Annotated in this window: 21 protein-coding genes; 10 read left to right on the top strand and 11 right to left on the bottom strand. The window is 74.3% G+C overall.

The window, feature by feature from the left end; genetic code table 11:
• Positions 1-2: 2 nt before the first annotated feature.
• The gene (locus ABIH81_RS24865; protein ID WP_349881191.1) at positions 3-749 is read right to left on the bottom strand and encodes an HAD-IA family hydrolase; all 747 of its coding nucleotides are present in this window, start codon (positions 747-749) and stop codon (positions 3-5) included.
• Between the two features lie 103 nt (positions 750-852).
• On the opposite strand from ABIH81_RS24865, the gene ABIH81_RS24860 reads away from it, so the two are divergent.
• Together ABIH81_RS24860 and ABIH81_RS24855 are read left to right on the top strand one after the other, a co-directional pair.
• Positions 853-3,633, top strand: coding sequence for a DEAD/DEAH box helicase (locus tag ABIH81_RS24860; protein ID WP_349877300.1), 2,781 nt, complete (start codon positions 853-855; stop codon positions 3,631-3,633).
• 165 nt (positions 3,634-3,798) lie between these two features.
• Positions 3,799-4,686, top strand: a complete 888-nt coding sequence (locus ABIH81_RS24855; RefSeq protein WP_349877299.1) for an MHYT domain-containing protein — start codon at positions 3,799-3,801, stop codon at positions 4,684-4,686.
• A gap of 8 nt (positions 4,687-4,694) precedes the next feature.
• On the opposite strand, the gene ABIH81_RS24850 is transcribed toward ABIH81_RS24855, so the two are convergent.
• On the bottom strand, positions 4,695-5,618 hold the full coding sequence (locus ABIH81_RS24850; RefSeq protein ID WP_349877298.1) for a 5'-3' exonuclease: 924 nt from the start codon (positions 5,616-5,618) through the stop codon (positions 4,695-4,697).
• 99 nt (positions 5,619-5,717) lie between these two features.
• Here ABIH81_RS24850 and ABIH81_RS24845 point away from each other — a divergent pair, with 99 nt between their 5' ends.
• From ABIH81_RS24845 to ABIH81_RS24835, 3 genes are all read left to right on the top strand, one after another.
• A complete protein-coding gene (locus ABIH81_RS24845; protein ID WP_349877297.1) occupies positions 5,718-6,803 on the top strand; it encodes a DUF4037 domain-containing protein in 1,086 nt (361 codons plus the stop codon).
• 128 nt (positions 6,804-6,931) lie between these two features.
• Positions 6,932-8,299, top strand: a complete 1,368-nt coding sequence (locus ABIH81_RS24840) for a PHB depolymerase family esterase (RefSeq protein ID WP_349877296.1) — start codon at positions 6,932-6,934, stop codon at positions 8,297-8,299.
• A gap of 123 nt (positions 8,300-8,422) precedes the next feature.
• Positions 8,423-8,545 (top strand): ribosomal protein bL36, encoded by a 123-nt coding sequence (locus ABIH81_RS24835; RefSeq protein ID WP_043324353.1) that lies wholly within the window; start codon positions 8,423-8,425, stop codon positions 8,543-8,545.
• A 24-nt stretch (positions 8,546-8,569) separates the two neighbouring features.
• Here the strand turns inward: ABIH81_RS24835 and ABIH81_RS24830 are convergent, their stop codons facing one another.
• From ABIH81_RS24830 to ABIH81_RS24815, 4 genes are all read right to left on the bottom strand, one after another.
• Positions 8,570-9,331: a glycosyltransferase family 2 protein gene (locus ABIH81_RS24830; RefSeq protein ID WP_349877295.1), complete on the bottom strand. Its 762-nt coding sequence runs from the start codon at positions 9,329-9,331 to the stop codon at positions 8,570-8,572.
• Positions 9,332-9,414: 83 nt separating this feature from the next.
• A complete protein-coding gene (locus ABIH81_RS24825; protein ID WP_349877294.1) occupies positions 9,415-9,897 on the bottom strand; it encodes a YdcF family protein in 483 nt (160 codons plus the stop codon).
• Positions 9,898-9,918: 21 nt separating this feature from the next.
• Entirely contained in the window at positions 9,919-10,188 is a 270-nt protein-coding gene (locus tag ABIH81_RS24820; RefSeq protein WP_349877292.1) for a DUF4873 domain-containing protein, read from the bottom strand.
• Positions 10,185-10,901 carry a TetR/AcrR family transcriptional regulator gene (locus ABIH81_RS24815; RefSeq protein ID WP_349877291.1) on the bottom strand — a complete coding sequence of 239 codons (717 nt, stop codon included), beginning with the start codon at positions 10,899-10,901 and terminating at the stop codon, positions 10,185-10,187. The genes ABIH81_RS24820 and ABIH81_RS24815 overlap by 4 nt, the downstream gene beginning before the upstream one ends.
• Before the next feature lie 48 nt (positions 10,902-10,949).
• Here ABIH81_RS24815 and ABIH81_RS24810 point away from each other — a divergent pair, with 48 nt between their 5' ends.
• The gene (locus tag ABIH81_RS24810) at positions 10,950-11,852 is read left to right on the top strand and encodes a diiron oxygenase (RefSeq protein ID WP_349877289.1); all 903 of its coding nucleotides are present in this window, start codon (positions 10,950-10,952) and stop codon (positions 11,850-11,852) included.
• A gap of 44 nt (positions 11,853-11,896) precedes the next feature.
• On the opposite strand, the gene ABIH81_RS24805 is transcribed toward ABIH81_RS24810, so the two are convergent.
• From ABIH81_RS24805 to ABIH81_RS24785, 5 genes are all read right to left on the bottom strand, one after another.
• Positions 11,897-13,348, bottom strand: coding sequence for a cellulase family glycosylhydrolase (locus ABIH81_RS24805; protein WP_349877288.1), 1,452 nt, complete (start codon positions 13,346-13,348; stop codon positions 11,897-11,899).
• A gap of 139 nt (positions 13,349-13,487) precedes the next feature.
• Entirely contained in the window at positions 13,488-13,772 is a 285-nt protein-coding gene (locus ABIH81_RS24800) for a BON domain-containing protein (protein ID WP_349881190.1), read from the bottom strand.
• A complete protein-coding gene (locus tag ABIH81_RS24795) occupies positions 13,772-14,338 on the bottom strand; it encodes an STAS domain-containing protein (protein ID WP_349877287.1) in 567 nt (188 codons plus the stop codon). Before ABIH81_RS24795 ends, ABIH81_RS24800 begins: the two co-directional genes overlap by 1 nt.
• Positions 14,335-14,649 (bottom strand): hypothetical protein, encoded by a 315-nt coding sequence (locus ABIH81_RS24790; RefSeq protein ID WP_349877286.1) that lies wholly within the window; start codon positions 14,647-14,649, stop codon positions 14,335-14,337. Before ABIH81_RS24790 ends, ABIH81_RS24795 begins: the two co-directional genes overlap by 4 nt.
• A gap of 9 nt (positions 14,650-14,658) precedes the next feature.
• A complete protein-coding gene (locus ABIH81_RS24785; protein WP_349877285.1) occupies positions 14,659-15,024 on the bottom strand; it encodes an STAS domain-containing protein in 366 nt (121 codons plus the stop codon).
• A gap of 149 nt (positions 15,025-15,173) precedes the next feature.
• Between ABIH81_RS24785 and ABIH81_RS24780 the strand changes: the two genes are divergently transcribed.
• The 4 genes from ABIH81_RS24780 (at position 15,174) to ABIH81_RS24765 (ending at position 18,705) form a co-directional block, all read left to right on the top strand.
• Positions 15,174-15,848: a response regulator transcription factor gene (locus ABIH81_RS24780; RefSeq protein WP_349877284.1), complete on the top strand. Its 675-nt coding sequence runs from the start codon at positions 15,174-15,176 to the stop codon at positions 15,846-15,848.
• Positions 15,845-17,194: a HAMP domain-containing sensor histidine kinase gene (locus ABIH81_RS24775; RefSeq protein ID WP_349877283.1), complete on the top strand. Its 1,350-nt coding sequence runs from the start codon at positions 15,845-15,847 to the stop codon at positions 17,192-17,194. Before ABIH81_RS24780 ends, ABIH81_RS24775 begins: the two co-directional genes overlap by 4 nt.
• Positions 17,191-17,754, top strand: a complete 564-nt coding sequence (locus ABIH81_RS24770) for a GerMN domain-containing protein (protein WP_349877282.1) — start codon at positions 17,191-17,193, stop codon at positions 17,752-17,754. The genes ABIH81_RS24775 and ABIH81_RS24770 overlap by 4 nt, the downstream gene beginning before the upstream one ends.
• 141 nt (positions 17,755-17,895) lie before the next feature.
• Positions 17,896-18,705, top strand: a complete 810-nt coding sequence (locus tag ABIH81_RS24765; RefSeq protein WP_349877281.1) for a SigB/SigF/SigG family RNA polymerase sigma factor — start codon at positions 17,896-17,898, stop codon at positions 18,703-18,705.
• Positions 18,706-18,753: the final 48 nt, after the last annotated feature.

The raw sequence follows: 18,753 nt of genomic DNA, 5'->3' as shown, positions 1-18,753 counted from the left end.
GCTCAGCCGGCCCCGGCCAGGTCCAGCACCGCGCCGAGCCCGTTCGGGCGGCCGGCGTCGGCGCAGGGCAGCACCAGCACCCCGCACCCGGCCGCCACCGCGCCCGCGTCGGCCGGTGTGTCGCCCACCATGAGCGTGCGCTCCGGGTCGACGCCGAGCATCCCGCAGGCCCGCAGGAAGATGCCCGGGTCCGGCTTGCAGCGCCCCACCTCGTACGACAGCGCGTACGCGTCGACGAGCGCGTCGAGATTCCAGGCGGCGAACAGCGGCCGCAGGTCGAAGCCGATGTTGCTGACCACCGCCACCTTGACCCCGGCGGAGCGCAGCGCACCCAGCACCGGCGTGGTGTCCGGGTACGGCACCCAGCCCTCGGGCACCAGCACCCGCTCGTAGAGCGCGTCGGCGAACCCGTCGATGCCGGTGTCCACGGTCTCGGCCAGCCCGGTGTACGCGCCCCGGTGCGCGTGCGGGTAGAGGTCACGGTCGGCCCACACTTCGGCCAGCCGGGGCGGCACCCGCGCCGGCAGCGGGCCGCCGGCACGCCCGGCGGTGAGCAGCCGGTCGGCCAGCGAGGTGGCCCGGATCCGGTCCAGCTCGACGCCGCAGGCGGACGCGGCGGCCAGTACCCAGGCCAGCGGTTCCTCCACCTGGGCGAGGGTGCCGTGGAAGTCGAAGAGCACCGCCTCCACCGGCCGGCGGGACGGGCCCGGGCGGACGGCGTCGTCGGCGCTGCTCGGGGCGTGGGGCAGTTCGGTACGGTCCGGCACGTCGTGCACCCTACCGACCGCTCCGACCGTCCTGCCGGATGGCCTTAACCGGTACTCCTCGGCCGTACCGATTAATCTTGGAACCATGTCGAGCCCCGCCGAGCGGTACGCCGCGGCGCGCCGCCGGGCCGCGCAGGCCTCCGCCTTCCCGGCCCTGGACGAATTCTCCCTGGATCTCGGGTTCGATCTCGACGACTTCCAGCGCGAGGCGTGCGAGGCGCTGGAGCGGGGCGGCGGCGTGCTGGTCTGCGCGCCCACCGGCGCCGGCAAGACCGTGGTGGGCGAGTTCGCGGTGCACCTGGCGCTGCGCGGCCGGCCCGGCGGCGACGCGCCGGTGACCCGGCGCAAGTGCTTCTACACGACGCCGATCAAGGCGCTGTCCAACCAGAAGTACCACGACCTGGTGGACCGCTACGGCGCCGAGCAGGTCGGCCTGCTCACCGGCGACAACGCGATCAACGGCGACGCGCCGGTGGTGGTGATGACCACCGAGGTGCTGCGCAACATGCTCTACGCCGGCTCGGCCACGCTGGAGGGCCTGGCGTACGTGGTGATGGACGAGGTCCACTACCTGGCCGACCGGTTCCGCGGCGGGGTCTGGGAAGAGGTGATCATCCACCTGCCCGAGTCGGTCACGCTCGTGTCGCTGTCGGCCACCGTCTCCAACGCCGAGGAGTTCGCCGACTGGCTGGTCACCGTGCGCGGCGAGACCGCGGTGGTGGTCTCCGAGCACCGCCCGGTGCCGCTGTGGCAGCACATGCTCGTCGGCAAGCGGATGTTCGACCTGTTCCACGACGCCGACGCGGCGCGCAAGCACGACGTGCACCCCGAGCTGCTGCGCTACACCCGGGACACGATGCGCCGGCTGGAGCTGGGCGAGGGCCGCAGCGCCGGTCCCGGCGGCGGGCGGCGCGGCCCGCGCTGGCGCGGCCCGATGCGCCCGGACATCGTCGACCGGCTCGACCGGGAAGGGCTGCTCCCGGCGATCCTGTTCATCTTCAGCCGGGCCGGCTGCGACGCCGCCGTGCAGCAGTGCCTCGCCGCCGGGCTGCGCCTGACCTCCCCGGAGGAACGCGCCGAGATCCGCCGGGTGGTGGAGTCCCGGGTGACCGCCATCCCGGGCGAGGATCTGTCGGTGCTCGGCTACTGGGAGTGGCTCGACGGGCTGGAACGCGGCCTGGCCGCCCACCACGCCGGCATGCTCCCCGCGTTCAAGGAGGTCGTCGAGGAGCTGTTCGTCCGCGGGCTGGTCAAGGCCGTCTTCGCCACCGAGACGCTCGCGCTGGGCATCAACATGCCGGCCCGCTGCGTGGTGCTGGAACGGCTGGTCAAGTTCAACGGCGAGGCCCACGTCGACCTCACCCCCGGCGAGTACACCCAGCTCACCGGCCGGGCCGGCCGCCGGGGCATCGACGTGGAGGGCCACGCGGTCGTCGTCTGGTCGCCGGAGACCGACCCCCGGCACGTCGCCGGGCTCGCCTCCACCCGCACCTACCCGCTGCGTTCCAGCTTCCGGCCGTCGTACAACATGGCCGTCAACCTGGTCGGCAGCGTCGGCGCGGCGCCGGCCCGGGAGCTGCTGGAGTCCTCGTTCGCGCAGTTCCAGGCCGACCGGTCGGTGGTCGGCCTGGCCCGGCAGGTGCAGCGCAACACCGAGACCATCGAGGCGTACGGTGCGGAGGCCGCCTGCCACCACGGCGACTTCGACGAGTACTTCGCGCTGCGGGTGGCCATCGCCGACCGGGAACGCGCCATCGCCCGGCAGGGGCAGACCCAGCGCAAGGCGGCGGCCGTCGCCTCGCTGGAGCGGCTGCGGGTCGGTGACGTGATCCGGGTGCCGTCCGGTCGGCGGGCCGGCCTCGCAGTGGTGCTGGACCCGGCCACCGGCGGGTTCGGCGAGCCCCGGCCGCTGGTCCTCACCCAGGACCGCTGGGCCGGGCGGGTCACCCCTGGCGACTTCACCACCCCGGCCGAGGTGCTCACCCGCATCCGGGTGCCGAAGCACTTCAACCACCGCTCGCCCGCGGCCCGGCGGGATCTCGCCGCCGCGGTCAGCGGCACCGGCCTGGACCGGCACGGCGGCCGGCGGGGCGGCCGGTCCCGTCAGGCGGTGGGGGAGGACCACCGGCTCAGCCAGCTCCGCGTCGAGCTGCGCGCCCACCCGTGCCACGCCTGCCCGGACCGGGAGGAGCACGCCCGCTGGGCGGAGCGGCGGCGCCGGCTGGAACGCGACACCGAGGAGCTGCGTCAGCGGGTGTCCGGGCGGACCGGCTCGCTGGCCCGTACCTTCGACCGGATCGTCGCGTTGCTGACGGCGCGCGGCTACCTGGCCGCCGACGGCGAGGTCACCGACGCCGGGCGGATGCTGGCCCGGATCTGGACCGAGGCCGACCTGCTGGTGGCAGAGTGCCTGCGCCGCCGGGTGTGGGACGGCCTGTCCCCGGCCGAGCTGGCCGCCGCCGTGTCGGTGGTGGTCTTCGAGGCCCGGCGGGACGTCGACGAGCGGGCGTCGCTGCCGCGCGGCGCGGTGGCCGACGCGGTCGACGAGACGCTCAAGCTGTGGGGCGACATCGAGGCGGACGAGGCGGCACGCGGCCTGGCCGTCACCCGGGAGCCCGATCTCGGCTTCGCCTGGCCGATCTACCGGTGGGCGCGCGGCGAGGCGCTGGCGAAGGTGCTGGCCAGCGGCCACCAGATCGACGGGGAGATGCCGGCCGGCGACTTCGTCCGCTGGGCGCGCCAGGTGGTCGACCTGCTCGGGCAGATCGCCGACTCGGGCGGCGCCTCGGCCGAGCTGCGCGGCACCGCCCGGCAGGCCATCGCGGCGGTCAACCGGGGCGTGCTGGCCTACCACGCCTCCGCCTAACGGTCACTTTCGGTCATCGAGCGCCGGAAACCGACGCACCGCTGCGTCACGGCGCTACCACCCCGCGAATTGTCGGGGGGTCGATGCGCGCCCTGGTCAGGGGCTATCCCATCATTGCCCCGGGCGCCGTGGGTCGCGCTCGGCCGATGGTGAGGGAAGGGCGTCGTGGGCGAGATCAATCACTTCGAGTACGGATGGATCACACCCGCGCTCAGCTACGCGTTGTCGGTGCTCGGCTCGGCGCTCGGGCTGGTCTGCGCCGGGCGGATCCGGACCGCCACCAGCGCCGGCCAGCGCGCCTGGTGGGGCCTGCTCGCCGCCTGGGCGCTCGGCGGCACGGCCATCTGGGCCATGCACTTCATGGCGATGCTCGGGTTCGCCGTCGGCGGCACCCGGATCCGCTACGACGTGCCGCTGACGGCCGCCAGCACGGTGATCGCGGTGGCGTCGGTCGGCATCGGCCTGGCGATCGTGGGCACCGGGCGGCTGGCCGCGCCCCGGCTGCTCGCGGGCGGGTTCTTCACCGGCGCCGGGGTGGCCGCCATGCACTACACCGGCATGGCCGCCATGCGCCTGGACGGCTCGCTCGGCTACGACCCGCTGCGGGTGATCCTGTCGGTGGTCATCGCGATCGTGGCCGCCACCGTGGCGCTCTGGCTGGCGATGACCGTCCGGCGGGCGCTCGCCATCGCCGCGTCGGCGCTGGTCATGGGCATCGCGGTCAACGGCATGCACTTCACCGGCATGAGCGCGCTGTCGGTGCACCTGCACGACAGCAGCGGCCCGGTCTCCGGCACCGAGGTGAGCGGACTGCTGGTGCCGATCGTGCTGGCGGTGGTCTTCGGCGTGGTCGGGCTCGTCTACGCGTTGCTCGCCGCGCCCTCGGACGACGACCGGGCCGGGGCCGCGTACGTCAGCGCGCGGCTCGACGAGGGGCCGCAGGCCGCGGCCGCCGAACCCGCGCCGGACCCGGTCGGCCTGCGGGCCCGGTCGACGCTGGCGCAGCCCGGCGCACAGTTCCCGTCCCGCCGGAGCACCGACCGCCAGTCGTGATCAACTGATCACGATCGGCCGCCGGCCAGCGCGTCGACCAGGCGGCGGCACGAGCCGGCCAGGTTCCAGCGCTGCGCCAGCTCCAGCAGCCGGTCCGGGTCGGCGGGCGACGTCGGCAGTGCCGGGTCCAGCTCGGGCAGCGGCACGTCGGTGGCGACCCGGACCACCTTCGGCGCCACGGCCAGGTAGTCGCGGGCGGCGTCGAGCTTCGCCCGCAGCCCCGGCGCGAAACCGGATCGGGGATCGTCGAGCGCGGCCAGGATGCCGTCCAGCCCGCCGTAGCGGTCGATCAGCCGGGCGGCGGTCTTCTCGCCGACGCCGGCCACGCCGGGCAACCCGTCGCTGGGGTCGCCGCGCAGCGCCGCGAAGTCGGCGTACCGGTCGGCCGGTACGCCGTAGCGGGTGCGGACCGCCGCGTCGTCGCAGTCGTCCAGCTTGGCCACGCCCCGGCCGACGTAGAGCAGGCGTACCGGGCGGGCGTCGTCGACGAGCTGGAACAGGTCACGGTCTCCGGAGACCACCTCGACCGGGCCCGGCTGGGTCACCGAGAGCGTGCCGAGCACGTCGTCGGCCTCGTAGCCGGTGGCGCCCACGGCCGGGATGCCGAGTGCCTCCAGCACCTCCAGGATCATCGGCACCTGCGGGGACAGCGTGTCCGGCACGACCTCGCCGCCCTCGGGCGCGACCCGGTGCGCCTTGTACGACGGCAGCAGCTCGACCCGCCACGCCGGCCGCCAGTCGTGGTCGAGCGCGCAGATCATGCGGTCGGGCCGGCGGGTGCGCACGAGCTGGGCGAGCATGTCGAGGAAGCCGCGCACGGCGTTGACCGGCTGGCCGTCGCCGGTCTTCGCGGCCGACTCGGGGATGCCGAAGTAGGCGCGGAAGTAGAGGCTGGGGGAGTCGATCAGAAGGATCGGCTGTCGGTGTGCCACGTCGGCAAGCCTTCCACAGCCCTGTGACGAGGTGGGGGAGGCGACCGCCGGGCCGGAAACCCGGGCGCGCGGAGGGCGTCGGATGCGCAGACTGGCGGGGTGAGCTTCGTACCCGGCCTGACCCTGGCCCGCCGGTTCCACGACGAGGTGGTGGGTCCGCTGCTGGCGCGGCGGCTGCCCGGCCTGCCGTACTCCGCCGGTCTGCTCGACGGCGGTTCCGAGCTGCTCGGCCTCGACTCGCCCCGCTCCACCGACCACGACTGGGGCCCGCGTACCCAGCTCTTCGTGGCGGACGCGCGCGACGTGGCGCCGGTACGGGCGGTGCTGGACGCGGAGTTGCCGGCGCGGTTCCTCGGCTGGCCGACCCGGTACGCGGGCGGGCCGGAGGCGCGGCTCGGCACGGTCCGCGCCGACGGCGAACGGCACGGCGTGCGCGTGGACGAGCTGGGCGGATGGCTGCGGGAGCGGCTCGGCGCCGACCCGCGCGCCGGGATGACGGCGGCGGACTGGCTGGCGACGCCGACGCAGCGGCTGGCCGAGCTGACCGGGGGAGCGGTGTTCCACGACGGGCTCGACGGCGCGCTCACCGGCGTCCGCGCCCGGCTCGCCTGGTATCCGGACGACGTGTGGCGGTACGTGCTCGCCTCCGGGTGGCAGCGGGTCGCGCAGGCCGAGCACCTGGCCGGCCGGTGCGCCGAGGTCGGTGACGAGCTGGGCAGCCGGGTCGTGATCGCCGGACTGGCCCGGGATCTGATGCGCCTCGGGCTGCTGCTGCACCGGCGCTGGCCCCCGTACGCGAAATGGCTCGGCACGGTGTTCGCGACGCTGCCGGACGCGGCGCCGGTGGTGGACGGGCTCGCCGCCGCGCTCGGTCCGGGCGACTGGACGGCGCGGGAGCCCGGCCTGGTCCGGGCGCTGGAGACGGTCGCCGGCTGGACCAACGACGCCGCGGCGGCGCCGCCGGTGGACCCGGCCGCCCGGCCGTTCCACGACCGGCCGCTCCTGGTGCTGCACGCCTGCCGGTTCGTCGAGACGCTGCGCGCCGCGATCACCGACCCGGATCTGCGCGACCGGCCGCCGGTGGGCGCGGTGGACCAGTACGTGGACAGCGTGGACGTGCTCACCCACCCCGGCCGTGCCCGCCGCGTGGCCGCGGCGGTTGTCGGCCCGCCGGTCGGGGCCTAGACTCCGATTCGAGTCGCATCGATCCGCGACCGTCTATCTCGTCTCCGAGGGTCCGGGCCGCCCGTCGCAGGCGCCTCGCCGGCGAGAACGCCGCGACACGCGGCGTTCCCACCATCCGAGGAGAACGCATGCTGTCCAGAAGGAGCAGACTCCGGCTGCTCGGCGCGGCGCTGGCCGCCGCCGGGCTCGCCGCCGGGGCGGCGCTCGCCGTCCCCGGGCCGGCCTCGGCCGCCGCGCTGACCGAGGTGACGAACTTCGGCGCCAATCCGAGCAACCTGCGCATGTACCTGTACGTCCCGGACACCGTCGCGGCCCGTCCCGGGCTGCTCGTGGTGAACCACTACTGCACCGGCAGCGGCCCGGCCATGTACTCCGGCACCCAGTTCGCGGCGCTCGCCGACCGGTACGGCTACATCGTGGTCTACCCGTCGGTGACCCGCAGCAGCAAGTGCTTCGACGTCTCCTCGCCGCAGGCGCTGCGCCGCGACGGCGGCAGCGACCCGGTGGGCATCAAGTCGATGGTGGACTACGTGCGGCAGCGCTACCCGGTCGACTCGCAGCGGATCTTCACCACCGGCACCTCGTCCGGCGCGATGATGACGAACGTGCTGCTCGGCGACTACCCGGACGTGTTCCGCGCCGGTGCCGCCTTCGCCGGGGTGCCGTTCGGCTGCTTCGCCACCACCAACGGCTCGGAGTGGAACAGCGAGTGCGCCAACGGCCAGGTGCTGAGGACCCCGCAGCAGTGGGGTGACCTGGTGCGCAACGCCTACCCGGGCTACACCGGCCCGCGCCCGCGGATGCAGATCTGGCACGGCACCAACGACGAGACGCTGCGCTATCCGAACTTCGGCGAGCAGATCGACCAGTGGACGAACGTGAACGGGCTGGGCCAGACGCCCGCGTACACGGACAGTCCGCAGGCCGGCTACACCCGCACCCGCTACGGCGGCACCGGCGGCACCGCGACCGTCGAGGCGATCAGCATGCAGGGCGTCACGCACAACCTGCCGGTGGACGCGGCCCAGGCCATCCGCTTCTTCGGCCTGGACTCCACCACGCCGCCGCCGACCACCGCTCCGCCCACCACGACGCCGCCCACCACGACGCCGCCCACGACGCCTCCGCCGACCACCCCGCCCCCCACCACGGCGCCGCCGACCACGCCGCCGCCGTCCGGGGCCTGCCGGGTCGGGTACGTGGTGAACGCCTGGAACAACGGCCTGACCGCCGCGGTGACCATCACCAACACGTCCACCACGGTGATCAACGGCTGGAACCTCGCGTTCACGCTGCCGGGCGGTCAGACGATCACCGGGGGCTGGAACGCCACGTACAGCCCGTCCAGCGGCGCGGTGACCGCCCGCAACGTGTCCTACAACGCGTCGATCCCGCCGGGTGGCTCGGTGGACATCGGCTTCCAGGCCACCCACACCGGCAACACCGGCAGGCCCGCCTCGTTCACGCTCAACGGCAGCGCCTGCACGACCTCCTGAGCGGGGTCGTGGCGGCATCCCGGCCGCGCCCGTCCCGGACCGGGGCGGGCGCGGCCGGGCATGACCACACCGGCGGCGGGTACCCGTGCCGGACGGACACCGGCGGGAACCGAAGGAGCGGATATGAAGGTCCGAAGCTCCCTGCGCGCGCTCAAGCGCAAGGCCGACTCGATAGTGGTCCGGCGCCGGGGCAAGCTGTTCGTCCTCAACAAGTCCGACCGGCGGCAGAAGGCCCGGCAGGGCTGAGCCCGTCGTCGCCGCGCGACCAGCTCAGGGAGTTCGAGACGCGGGTGCGGGACGCGGCGTCGTGACGGCGGCGGCCGGTACGTCGTCCACCTCGGCGCGCCCGGCCAGGCGGGCGAGCGCGGAGGCGGCCAGCGGCCGGTAGATCCGTACCGAGTCGGCGAGCGCCGAGAAGTGCGAACCCGAGTTGTCGCCGTGGTAGCGGGTGGCGATGTCCACCTGCTCGACCGGCAGCCCGGCACGTACCAGCCGCAGCAGCACCGTCATCTCGTACTCGAAGCGATCACCCGGGATCGTGGTGAGCCAGCCGAGCAGCGCGGCCGGGTAGGCGCGCAGCCCGGTCTGGGTGTCGCGCACGTCCCGGCCGGTCGCCAGCCGGAACGCCACCCGGGTCGCCGCGTTGCCGAACCGGCTGCGCGCCGGGACCTCACCGTCGAACGCGCGGACGCCGAGCGCCGGCGCTCCGGTGGCGCGCATCCGGTCCGCCACGCGGCACACGTCGGGCACGCCGTGCTGGCCGTCGGCGTCCACACAGACCACGTCGCGTCCCGGGTGGTGCGCCGAGGCGTACCGGAAGCCGGTGCGCAGCACCACGCCCTTGCCCCGGTTGACCCGGCGGCGCAGCACGGTCGCGCCCCGGGCGCGGGCCGCGTCCAGGACCCCGGCGGCGGCCGGGCCGCTGCCGTCGTCGACGACGAGCACGTCCGCGCCGGGCAGCGCGGCCCGCAGGTCGCCGACCAGCGGCGGCAGCCGGTCACCGGGCCGGTACACCGGCACGAGCACGATCACGGAACCTCCCGGGTGGACTCGCCCGCCGGCACGGCCCGCCGGGTCGGTCGAGGACCGTCGTACCCCGCGCCCGCTCCGGCGAATCACCGGCGGGGCGTGAGGCGTCCGATCCGGTCGGCGGCGCGGGTCAGCGCGCGCTCGCGGCGCAGCGACGCCTCCGGGGTACGCACACCGAGGAAGCCGATGCGGCTGAACGCACGGGCGGCCCGCTCGCGCCGGACGGGCACCGGGTCGGGCGCGGTCACCGGCACGTCGGCCAGCGCCGGGCCGGACAGCCCGAGCACGCGCGCGGCGAGCAGCCGGACGCGGGGCAGGTGCCACGGGTGGGAGACCAGCCCGAGCGGGCGCTGCGCGGTGAACTCCGCCGCGCCGAGCAGCCCGTGCGGCCAGCCGCCGGTGAACACCACCCGGGCGCCGGGCGTCCGGCGGAACGCCTCGGCGTGGGCGCGGACGTAGGCCACCGCGGCCTCGGTGCGCGCCACGCTCTCCGCGGTGAGCCGGTAGCCGTCGTCGCCGGCCACCACCCCGCGGCCGAAGACCAGCAGCACGGTGGCGGTCGTCGTCATCCCCTCACGGTACGGGCCGGATCACTCGTCGTCCGGCGGCCAGGGCGGCGTGCCGACGCCGGTGATCCGGACGCCGCCCCACGGGTCCACCTCGGCCAGCCGGGCCCGGGCGACCCGTTCGCCGATCCGGACCTCCACGTCGCGGCGGCCGGAGCGCAGCAGCCGCGCCAGGCGCGGTTCCGGCTCGATCCGCCCGGCCCAGTGGTAGCGGCCGTCGACCGGCTCGAACCGGCCGCCGGCGTGCAGCCGCACCGTGGTGCCGGCGATCTCGGCCGTGCCCTGCCAGGTCACCTGTCGATCCGTTCGTGCGCGCGGGTCAGCTCCGGCGGCAGGTCGGCGCCCCGGCGCACCCCCTCGATGCCGCTCCACAGCAGCGTGGTGAGGTATTCGGTGAGCGCGGCCCGGTGGATCGGCTGCCCGTGCGTGGTCCACCAGTCGCCGACCGCCTGCACGAACCCGACCAGCCCGTACGCCCACGGCTCGGCCGGGCCGGCGTCGAGGCCGAGCGCGCGCAGCCGGTCGCCGATGACCCGGGCCAGCCCGGTCGCGACCTGCCGGCTGGTGCCCGTGACGACCTGCTGGATGCCGGGATGCCCGGACTCGTGCACGAGGAACCGGTAGAGCGACGGCTCGTACTCCACCACGCGCAGGTACGCGTCGATCGTCGCCTCGACCAGCGCCCGCTCCTCGCGTACCTGCTCGACCGCGGGCGCGATGGCGGCCACCACGCGCGCCGCGACCACCTCGCTGACCGCCAGCCAGAGCTGCGCCTTGTCGGCGAAGTAGCGGTAGAGCACCGGCTTGCTGACCCCGGCGGTGGCGGCGACCTGGTCCATGTCGACGCTCGGGCCGTGTCGCAGCAGCGCCTGGATGGCGGCCGCGATCAGTTCCTGCCGCCGCTGTTCGCGGTGGCCGGCCCAGCGGTCGCGCCGCCCGCCGGGGCGGGGTGCGGCCGGCTCCGGGGGAGCGTCGGGGCCATTGACATCGGTGGTGGTCCATCGCATGCTACCACTCGTAACAGTTACTCGAAGTTACGTCAATATGGAGGGGTCATGGAGCGGACGACGGCAGGATTCCCGCGCGAGGCGGTCGCCGATCGCCTGCTCTCCGCCTCGGTACGCACCAGCTACGACCCGGTGGTCGACATCGACTGGTCGGCGCCGCCGGTGCCCGGCGCGTACTGGCTGCCGCCGTCGCGCAGCAGCCTCTACGGCACTGCACTGTGGGAGGCCATGACCGAGGACCAGCGGGTCGAGCTGACCAAGCACGAGGTCGTCAGCGCGGCCAGCGCCGGGATCTGGTTCGAGACGATCCTCATGCAGATGCTGATCCGGCACTACTACGACGCCGACCCGACCAGCCGGCACGCCCAGTACGCGCTCACCGAGGTCGCCGACGAGTGCCGCCACTCCATCATGTTCGGCCGGCTCATCGAGGCCGCCGGCGCGCCGGTCTACCGCGCCGAGCCGTTCGATCACCTGCTCGGACGCTGGCTCAAGTCCACAGCGACCGGTCCGCAGATGTACGCGGCCATCCTGATCGCCGAGGAGATCCTCGACTCGTTCCAGCGCGAGATCATGGCCGACGAGTCGTTGCAGCCGCTGATCCGGATGGTGTCGCGCATCCACGTGGTGGAGGAGGCCCGGCACGTGCGCTTCGCCCGCGACGAGCTGGCCCGGCAGGTCGAGGCCGCCGGGCCGGTGGCCCTGGCGTACGCGCGGCTGGTGATCGGCCGGGCCGCGTACTCGATCACGCGGCGCCTGGTGCACCCGCGGGCGTACGCGGCGGTCGGGATCGACCCGGCGGCCGGCCGGGCCGCGGCGCGGGCCAACCCGCACTGGCGGGCCACGCTGCGCTGGTCCGCGCAGCGGATCGCCGACCACCTCACCGAACTGGGCCTGGTCGCCGGGCCGGGCCGGCTGCTGTGGCGCCGGGCCGGGCTGGTGGAGGGCTGACCGGCGGCGACCCGAAGGGGAAAGGACCGCCGCCGGCCGCCCGGTCAGGAGGTGGGGAAATTGTCGGCGGTGCGGATGCGCTCGCGCATGAACGCGCCGGACTCGGTGAGCACCGACGTCCCGCTGAACGAGCCGGACGCGCAGGTGCCCGGCCGCAGCGCCGCCGAGCCCTCGGGGGCGTCGGAGAGCGTCCAGTTCGCGTAGCTGATCTTCAACCGGTCGAGCAGGTCGAGCCAGGCGTTGCTGCTGGCGGTGTCGACAGCGCCGTCGCCGGTGTAGGTGACGGTGCCGAACTCGGTGACGAACAGCGGGAGCCGGCTCGCCGCCCGCTGCACCTCGTTGCGGTAGTTGTCCTTGTGCGACGCGGCGTAGAAGTGGAACGTGTACATGATGTTCTGCGCCCGCACCGGGTTGTTCACGATCTCGTCGGAGTTGCCGCCCTCCGACACGCCGAGCGAGGACCAGCCCCGGGTGCCGACGACGACCACCGCGTCCGGGTCGTTGGCCCGGATCACCGGGATGACCTGCTCGGCGTAGTTGCGGATGGTCGACCAGCTCACCCCGTTGGGTTCGTTGGTGATCTCGTAGATCACGTTCTTCTTCGCGGCGTTGCGCGCCGACACGTTGGCGAAGAACGTCTTGGCCCGGTCCAGGTTGTACATCGGGTCGCCGGGCGTGAGCGTGTGGAAGTCGATGAGCGCGTACATGCCCCGGGCCTCGGCCTTGTCCACGAGCGTGTTCACCTGGTTGGTGAAGCCGGCCGGGTTGGTCTCGTAACCCTGCTCCTGCACGTACATCGAGATGCGCAGCAGGTCGGACCGCCACTCGTTCGCGAGCACGTCCAGGGACGCGTCGGTGTAGCAGTTGGCGAACCACTGCAATCCGTGCGTGCTCATGCCGCGCAGCTGGATCGGCCGCCCGTACTGGTTGCAGAGGTTGACCCCGCACACCTGGAGCTGCCCGTTGATCGCGACCGGCGTGGTGCCGGCCGGCGGCGGCGTGGTGGGCGGGGGAGTGGTGGGTGGGGGCGGGGTGCTCGGCGGGGGCGTGCTGGACGGCGGGGTGCTCGTGCCGCCGGTGCAGACCGTGCCGTTGAGCGTGAACGACGTGGGGTTCGGGTTCGACCCGGTCCACGAGCCGTTGAAGCCGACAGTGGTGCTCGCGCCGGTGCCGAGTGCGCCGTTGTAGTCGAGGCTGCGCGCGGTGACCGCCGAGCCGCTCTGCTGCCAGGTGGCCGACCAGCCCTGCACCACGCGCTGGCCGCCGTCGGGGAAGGTGAAGCCCAGCGTCCAGTTGCTCACCGGGTCGCCGAGGTTTCTCACCGCCACCGTCGCGGTGAAGCCGCCGGGCCAGGAGTTGGTGGTGTAGGTGACGGCGCAGCCGGTCGCCGCCATCGCGTCCGGCGAGGGCAGGACGGCCGTGGCCGCCAGGGCGAGCGCGCCGGCCGCGCCGCCGACGAGCAGGTGCCGCCGGGACGGGCGGGGAATCGAGAACATGCGGGAAGGTCCCATCGTCTGGGTGGTGATCGGACGGTGCCCGTCGTGAACCTGCCCGGAAAGCCCGACGCGGCGGCCTGGGGGAGCGCTCCCACGGCCGAGCGTAGAGGTGGATGCCGATGCGTGCAACCGCCGCCGCTCAGCGGCCGCCGCGGCGCCCGCCGTAGAGCCGCAGCGAGTTGCAGACGTCGAACACGCCCGGCACGTCCCACGCCAGCTCGGCGGCGACCAGGCGCGTCTGCGGGTCGGCCACCAGGCCGGCGAGGATGACCACCCGGTTCTGCACGGTCACGGTGATCTGCTGCCGGCGGGTGGTCCAGTCGGCGCTGAGCCGCTGCGCGACCAGCGACGCGAGCCGGGTGTCCGCGTCGTCGGGCTCCGGTCCGCCGCCGGTGTAGGGGAACTCGGGGTACGGCCAGGGCATCACCACGGGGAGGGCTCCTTCTGTTCGGTCAGGACCGGTTGCCGGGATTCGGGGCCCGGCGCCGGGACGCGGCCGTCGACGACTGTGAAGACGCCGTCGAGCCGCATGGTGTGCAGCACGGTGAGCACGAACCGCGACGGGGACACCAGGCACAGCCGCCGGCCGTCGCGCCGGGCGTCCTGGTGCGCGCGCACCAGCAGGCTGAGCCCGGCGGAGTCGATCACCTCCAGGCCGGACAGGTCGACCAGTTCCGTGTCGTCGCGGAGGGAGCGCTCGGCCAGCGCCCGGCGCACCGTCGTGGCCGGGTCGGCGTCGTGGGCGGCCGGCTCGCCGCCCACCTGCTCCAGATCCTCGATGCCCAGGCCGTCGTCGGCGATGGCCGCCCGGGTGCTGCACCGGGGGCAGTGGTGCGGTCCGGACGCGAACGGGGAGCCGACCCAGTCGTGCTCGAACACGAGCGTCCACACCACCTCGGCGTCGGGCAGCGTGGCGCCCGTGCCGGTGACGCTGTCGCCGCAGCCGTCGCAGATGAGCATCATGAGGTGGTCCGCGGGTACGACAGTCACACCTCCTCCTTCCGCCGGCCGCCCGTGCCGGACGGCGTCCGCCCCTCCGCCTCCGGCCGGCCCGCGGCGACCACCGCCAGCACGACCGCCACGGCGGCGAAGCCGGTCTGCACCATCAGCGGCAGCACCGGCGATCCGTCGGTGCGGTGGTCCACCAGCCCGACCACGATCGCGCCGAGCAGCGCGGACGCCACGCCGAGCGCGAGTGTCAGCCACACCGGGACGGCCTTGCGCCCCGGCAGGACGAGGCGTCCCAGCCCCCCGACGGCCAGACCCACCACGAGCGCTCCGACGAGCGTGCTGCCGGTCACCACTCCTCCTCAGCGTGATGCGGACGCGACCCGGGCCCGGCCGCGCGCGGCCGGGCGGGGCGTGTCGACGACGGGCACGGCACCGAGCCCGGAATTCTCCAGGATGCGCCGGATCCGCGGATGTGGATTGCTCAGCGTGAGCAGGCCGCCCTGCCGCGCCAGCCGGCGGTGCACGTCCAGCAGCAGCGCGACGGCGGCGGCGTCCACATGCCGGCACCCGGCGAGGTCGATCGTCAGCTCGCGGGGCCGTAGCGCGAGGATGCGGTCCAGCACGTGGGCGACCTCGGGCAGCCCGGCGAGGTCCAGCTCGTCGGTGATGTCCACGCGCACGTGCGGCACCGCGGACTCCGGCGGGGACGGCAGGCTGGGGGGCATCGGGTCGCTTCCGTGACGGGATCGGGTCAGACCCCACTCTGCGCAGGGATCTTGGAGGTCACCGGACGGTTGTATGACGGTTCGATGACAAAAACCACGAACGGCCCACGCGATTGGGCGACCCGTGCCGCGCCGGTCATGATGCCCATATGACGGCCGTACTGGTGATCGAGGACGACGACCGCATCCGGCTCGCGCTGCAGCTCGCCCTGGAGGAGGAGGGCTACGAGGCGTACGGCGCGCCGACCGCCGAGGACGGCCTGCGCCGGCAGCGGGAGAAGCCGGCGGACTACGTGCTCGTCGACCTGATGCTGCCCGGCATGAACGGGTTCGACTGCATCCGTCAACTGCGCCGGGACGACGACGTGCCGGTCGTGGTGATCAGCGCCCGCGACGACACCCACGACATCGTCGCCGCGCTGGAGGCGGGCGCCGACGACTACGTGGTGAAGCCGGTGGCGATCAAGGAGCTGTCCGCCCGGCTGCGGGCGCTGCGCCGGCGCGTACGCACGGTGTCCGGGTCCGTGCCCGCCCAGTTCTTCGGTGACCTGGAGATCAGCGCGGAGGCCGGCGAGGTGCGGCGCTCGGGACAGCCGGTGCCGGTCACCCGCACCGAGTTCCGGCTGCTGTGCGAGCTGGCCGAGCACGCCGGCCGGGTGCTGTCGCGCCAGCAGCTGCTCAGCCGGGTCTGGGGCTACGAGACCGGCGACGAGCGGCTCGTCGACGTGCACGTGGGCCGGCTGCGGCAGAAGATCGAACCCGACCCGGCCAACCCGCGCCACCTGGTCACCCTGCGCGGCCTCGGCTACAAGCTCCAGCGATGACCCGGCCCGGCCTGCGCGCCCGGGTCACCGCGGCGTTCGCCGTCGGGGCGTTGCTGCTGTCCGCGCTGATGGCCCTCTTCTCGTACGACCTGACCCGGCGCTCGCTGCTCGACGAGCGGGAGCGCACCGCGGTCCGGGCCGCCTACTACGACGCCGCCGTGGTCCGCTCCGGCCTGGACACCGGCACCCCGGACGTGGTGGCCGTGCTGCGCTCGCTCGACACCGGCAGCGCCCGCCGCCCGCTGCTGCACCTGCCCGACGGCTGGTACGCCCGTGCCGCCGACGTGGGCGCCAGCTCGGTGCCGGTGGAGTTGCAGCGCATGGTGGCCGACGGCAAGCCCGCGGTGCAGCGGATCCGGCTCGACGGGCAGCCCGTGCTGCTGGTCGGCGTGCCGCTGCCCGGCGCGCTCGGCTACTACGAGCTGACCTCGTTGCGGGAGGTCGAGGAGACGTTCCAGGTGGTGGGCCTGGCGCTGATCGCCGTGGCGATCATGGTCGCCGGGGCGGGTGCGGCGCTCGGCTGGTACGCCACCCGGCACAGCCTGCGGCCGCTCACCGCGGTCGCCGACGCGGCGGAACGGATCGCGTCCGGCGACTTCGCCACCCGGCTCGACCCGACCACCGATCCCGACCTCACCCGCCTGTCCAGCTCGTTCAACGAGATGGTCGACAAGCTGGTGCACCGCATCGAGCGGGACCGGCGCTTCGCCGCCGACGTGAGCCACGAGCTGCGCTCGCCGTTGCAGACCCTGGCCGCCGCCGCGAGCGTGCTCAACCGCCGCCGCGAGCACCAGGACGAACGCACCGCGACCGCGGCGGGCCTGGTCGCCGACGAGGTGACCCGGTTCCAGCGCCTGGTCGACGACCTGATCCAGCTGGCCCGCACTGAGCAGCCGGCGCACCGCGAGACGGTCGACGTGGTGGAGCTGGCGCGGGCCACCTGCCGGGAACGGTCGCTGCCGGAGAGCCTGGTGACGGTGGAGGGGGACGCCCCGCGCCTGTGGTGGGTCGACCGGCGCCGGTTCGCCCAGACGCTGCTGAACCTGCTGGAGAACGCCGAGCGGTACGGCGGCGGGCCGGTCGCGATACGCCTCGGCGGGCGCGACGGGGTGGGCGTGCTGGAGGTCGACGACGACGGTCCGGGCGTGCCACCCGGCGATCGGGAGATCATCTTCGACCGGTTCGTCAGGGGGCGGGCGGCGCACGACCGGGCCGGCACCGACGGCACCGGCCTCGGGCTCGCGCTGGTCGCGCAGCACGCCGCTGCGCACGGCGGTACGGCGGCGGTGCTGGACCGCGAGTCCGGCGCCCGCTTCCGGGTCGAACTGCCCGGAGCGCTGCGATGAGCCGCCGGCGGCTCCTGCCCGGCCTGCTCGCGGCCGTGCTGCTGGCCGGCTGCGGGGTGCCGGTGGACGACGAGCCCCGCCTGGTGCAGACGCCGCCGGGCGCGTTCCCGACCCCGGCGGTGTCCTCGACCGCCGACGGGGACGGGCGGGTGGACGAGCCGTTCTGCTTCGTCCGGGACGACGGGCTGGTCGTGGTCAAGCGCCGGGTGGACGGGCTGCCCGGGGTGGATTCGCACCTCCAGCACCTGCTGGCCGGGCCGGACGGCGGCGAACGCCGTCAGGGGCTGGCCACGGCGCTGCCGGGCACTGTGGCGGTGGCCGGGGCGACGCTGGCCGGCACGCTGGCCACTGTCGACGTGCGCCAGGCCGGGGAGGAGACCGGCCGCAACGACGAGGTGCTCGCCTTCGGGCAGATCGTGTGCAGCCTCACTCAGCGGCCCGACGTGTACAGCGTGGCGTTCCGCCGGGACGGGCAGCCGCTGGAGGTGCCACGCGCGGACGGAAGCCTCTCCGCGCTGCCGCTCACCGCCGCCGACTACCGGCCGCTGTTGCCTCGCTGACACCCTTCCTTGCTGCTGTGTCCGGATATGAGCCGAAACCTCCATCGTCCGTTCGGTTGATTTGGCGGTGACCTTTGGTCTAGTGTGGCTGGCACGACCGGTGTGGGAGGCCACCCGTTCTCCGAGGACAGGAAGGGCAGCATGACCACGATGACCATGGCACCGACCGCGACCGAGGTGCAGCGCGCGCCGCAGACCGGTGAGGAGAGCCGTGCCAGTGAGCTGATCGCGGCGCTCGCCGCACTGCCCGCCGACCACCCGCAGCGGGCCGCCCTGCGCAACCAGGTCATCGAGGCGTGGCTGCCGCTGGCGAACCACCTGGCCGCCCGCTACAGCGGTCGCGGCGAGCCGGCCGGCGACCTGGCTCAGACCGCGGCGCTCGGCCTGATCAAGGCCGTCGACCGGTTCGACGCCTCGCGCGGCGTCGACTTCGCCGGCTTCGCCATCCCGACGATCCTCGGCGAGATCAAGCGGCACTTCCGCGACCGCACCTGGAACATCCGGGTTCCGCGTCGCCTCCAGGAGCTGCGGCTGCGCATCTCCGAGGCCAACAGCACGCTGACCCAGACGCTCAACCGGGCCCCGACCGTCGCCGACATCGCCGCCCACCTCGACGTCACCGAGGAAGAGGTGCTGGAGGGCCTGGAGGGTGCCCGCGCGTACAACGCGGTCTCGCTGTCCACCCCGATCGGCGACGGCGACAGCGCCACCGAGCTGGGCGACACGCTCGGCACCGAGGACAACGAGTACGAGCTGGCCGAGCTGCGCGCCTCGCTGGGCCCGGCGCTCGCCACGCTCGACGAGCGGGAGCAGAAGATCCTCACGCTGCGCTTCTACGGCAACCTGACCCAGAGCGAGATCGCCGCCCGGGTCGGTGTCTCCCAGATGCACGTGTCCCGGCTGCTCGCCCGCGCCCTGACCAAGCTGCGCGGCCAGCTCACCGAGGCCTGAGCCACCCGTACCGTGACCCCCGCCGGCCCGGCCGGCGGGGGTCACGTG

The sequence above is a fragment of the Micromonospora sp. HUAS YX12 genome (assembly GCF_040215685.1).
In the GTDB taxonomy this organism is placed as follows: domain Bacteria; phylum Actinomycetota; class Actinomycetes; order Mycobacteriales; family Micromonosporaceae; genus Micromonospora; species Micromonospora tulbaghiae.
This window is presented reverse-complemented; position numbering and strand designations above follow the sequence as displayed.

Bases quoted from the DNA above. Each gene is read 5' to 3' on its own strand.
- ABIH81_RS24810 (WP_349877289.1), top strand. From the start codon at position 10,950: ATGGAGCGGACGACGGCAGGATTCCCGCGCGAGGCGGTCGCCGATCGC.
- ABIH81_RS24780 (WP_349877284.1), top strand. From the start codon at position 15,174: ATGACGGCCGTACTGGTGATCGAGGACGACGACCGCATCCGGCTCGCG.
- ABIH81_RS24805 (WP_349877288.1), bottom strand. From the start codon at position 13,348: ATGTTCTCGATTCCCCGCCCGTCCCGGCGGCACCTGCTCGTCGGCGGC.
- ABIH81_RS24770 (WP_349877282.1), top strand. From the start codon at position 17,191: ATGAGCCGCCGGCGGCTCCTGCCCGGCCTGCTCGCGGCCGTGCTGCTG.
- ABIH81_RS24775 (WP_349877283.1), top strand. From the start codon at position 15,845: ATGACCCGGCCCGGCCTGCGCGCCCGGGTCACCGCGGCGTTCGCCGTC.
- ABIH81_RS24825 (WP_349877294.1), bottom strand. From the start codon at position 9,897: ATGACGACGACCGCCACCGTGCTGCTGGTCTTCGGCCGCGGGGTGGTG.
- ABIH81_RS24860 (WP_349877300.1), top strand. From the start codon at position 853: ATGTCGAGCCCCGCCGAGCGGTACGCCGCGGCGCGCCGCCGGGCCGCG.
- ABIH81_RS24840 (WP_349877296.1), top strand. From the start codon at position 6,932: ATGCTGTCCAGAAGGAGCAGACTCCGGCTGCTCGGCGCGGCGCTGGCC.
- ABIH81_RS24765 (WP_349877281.1), top strand. From the start codon at position 17,896: ATGACCACGATGACCATGGCACCGACCGCGACCGAGGTGCAGCGCGCG.
- ABIH81_RS24785 (WP_349877285.1), bottom strand. From the start codon at position 15,024: ATGCCCCCCAGCCTGCCGTCCCCGCCGGAGTCCGCGGTGCCGCACGTG.
- ABIH81_RS24815 (WP_349877291.1), bottom strand. From the start codon at position 10,901: ATGCGATGGACCACCACCGATGTCAATGGCCCCGACGCTCCCCCGGAG.
- ABIH81_RS24835 (WP_043324353.1), top strand. From the start codon at position 8,423: ATGAAGGTCCGAAGCTCCCTGCGCGCGCTCAAGCGCAAGGCCGACTCG.
- ABIH81_RS24800 (WP_349881190.1), bottom strand. From the start codon at position 13,772: ATGCCCTGGCCGTACCCCGAGTTCCCCTACACCGGCGGCGGACCGGAG.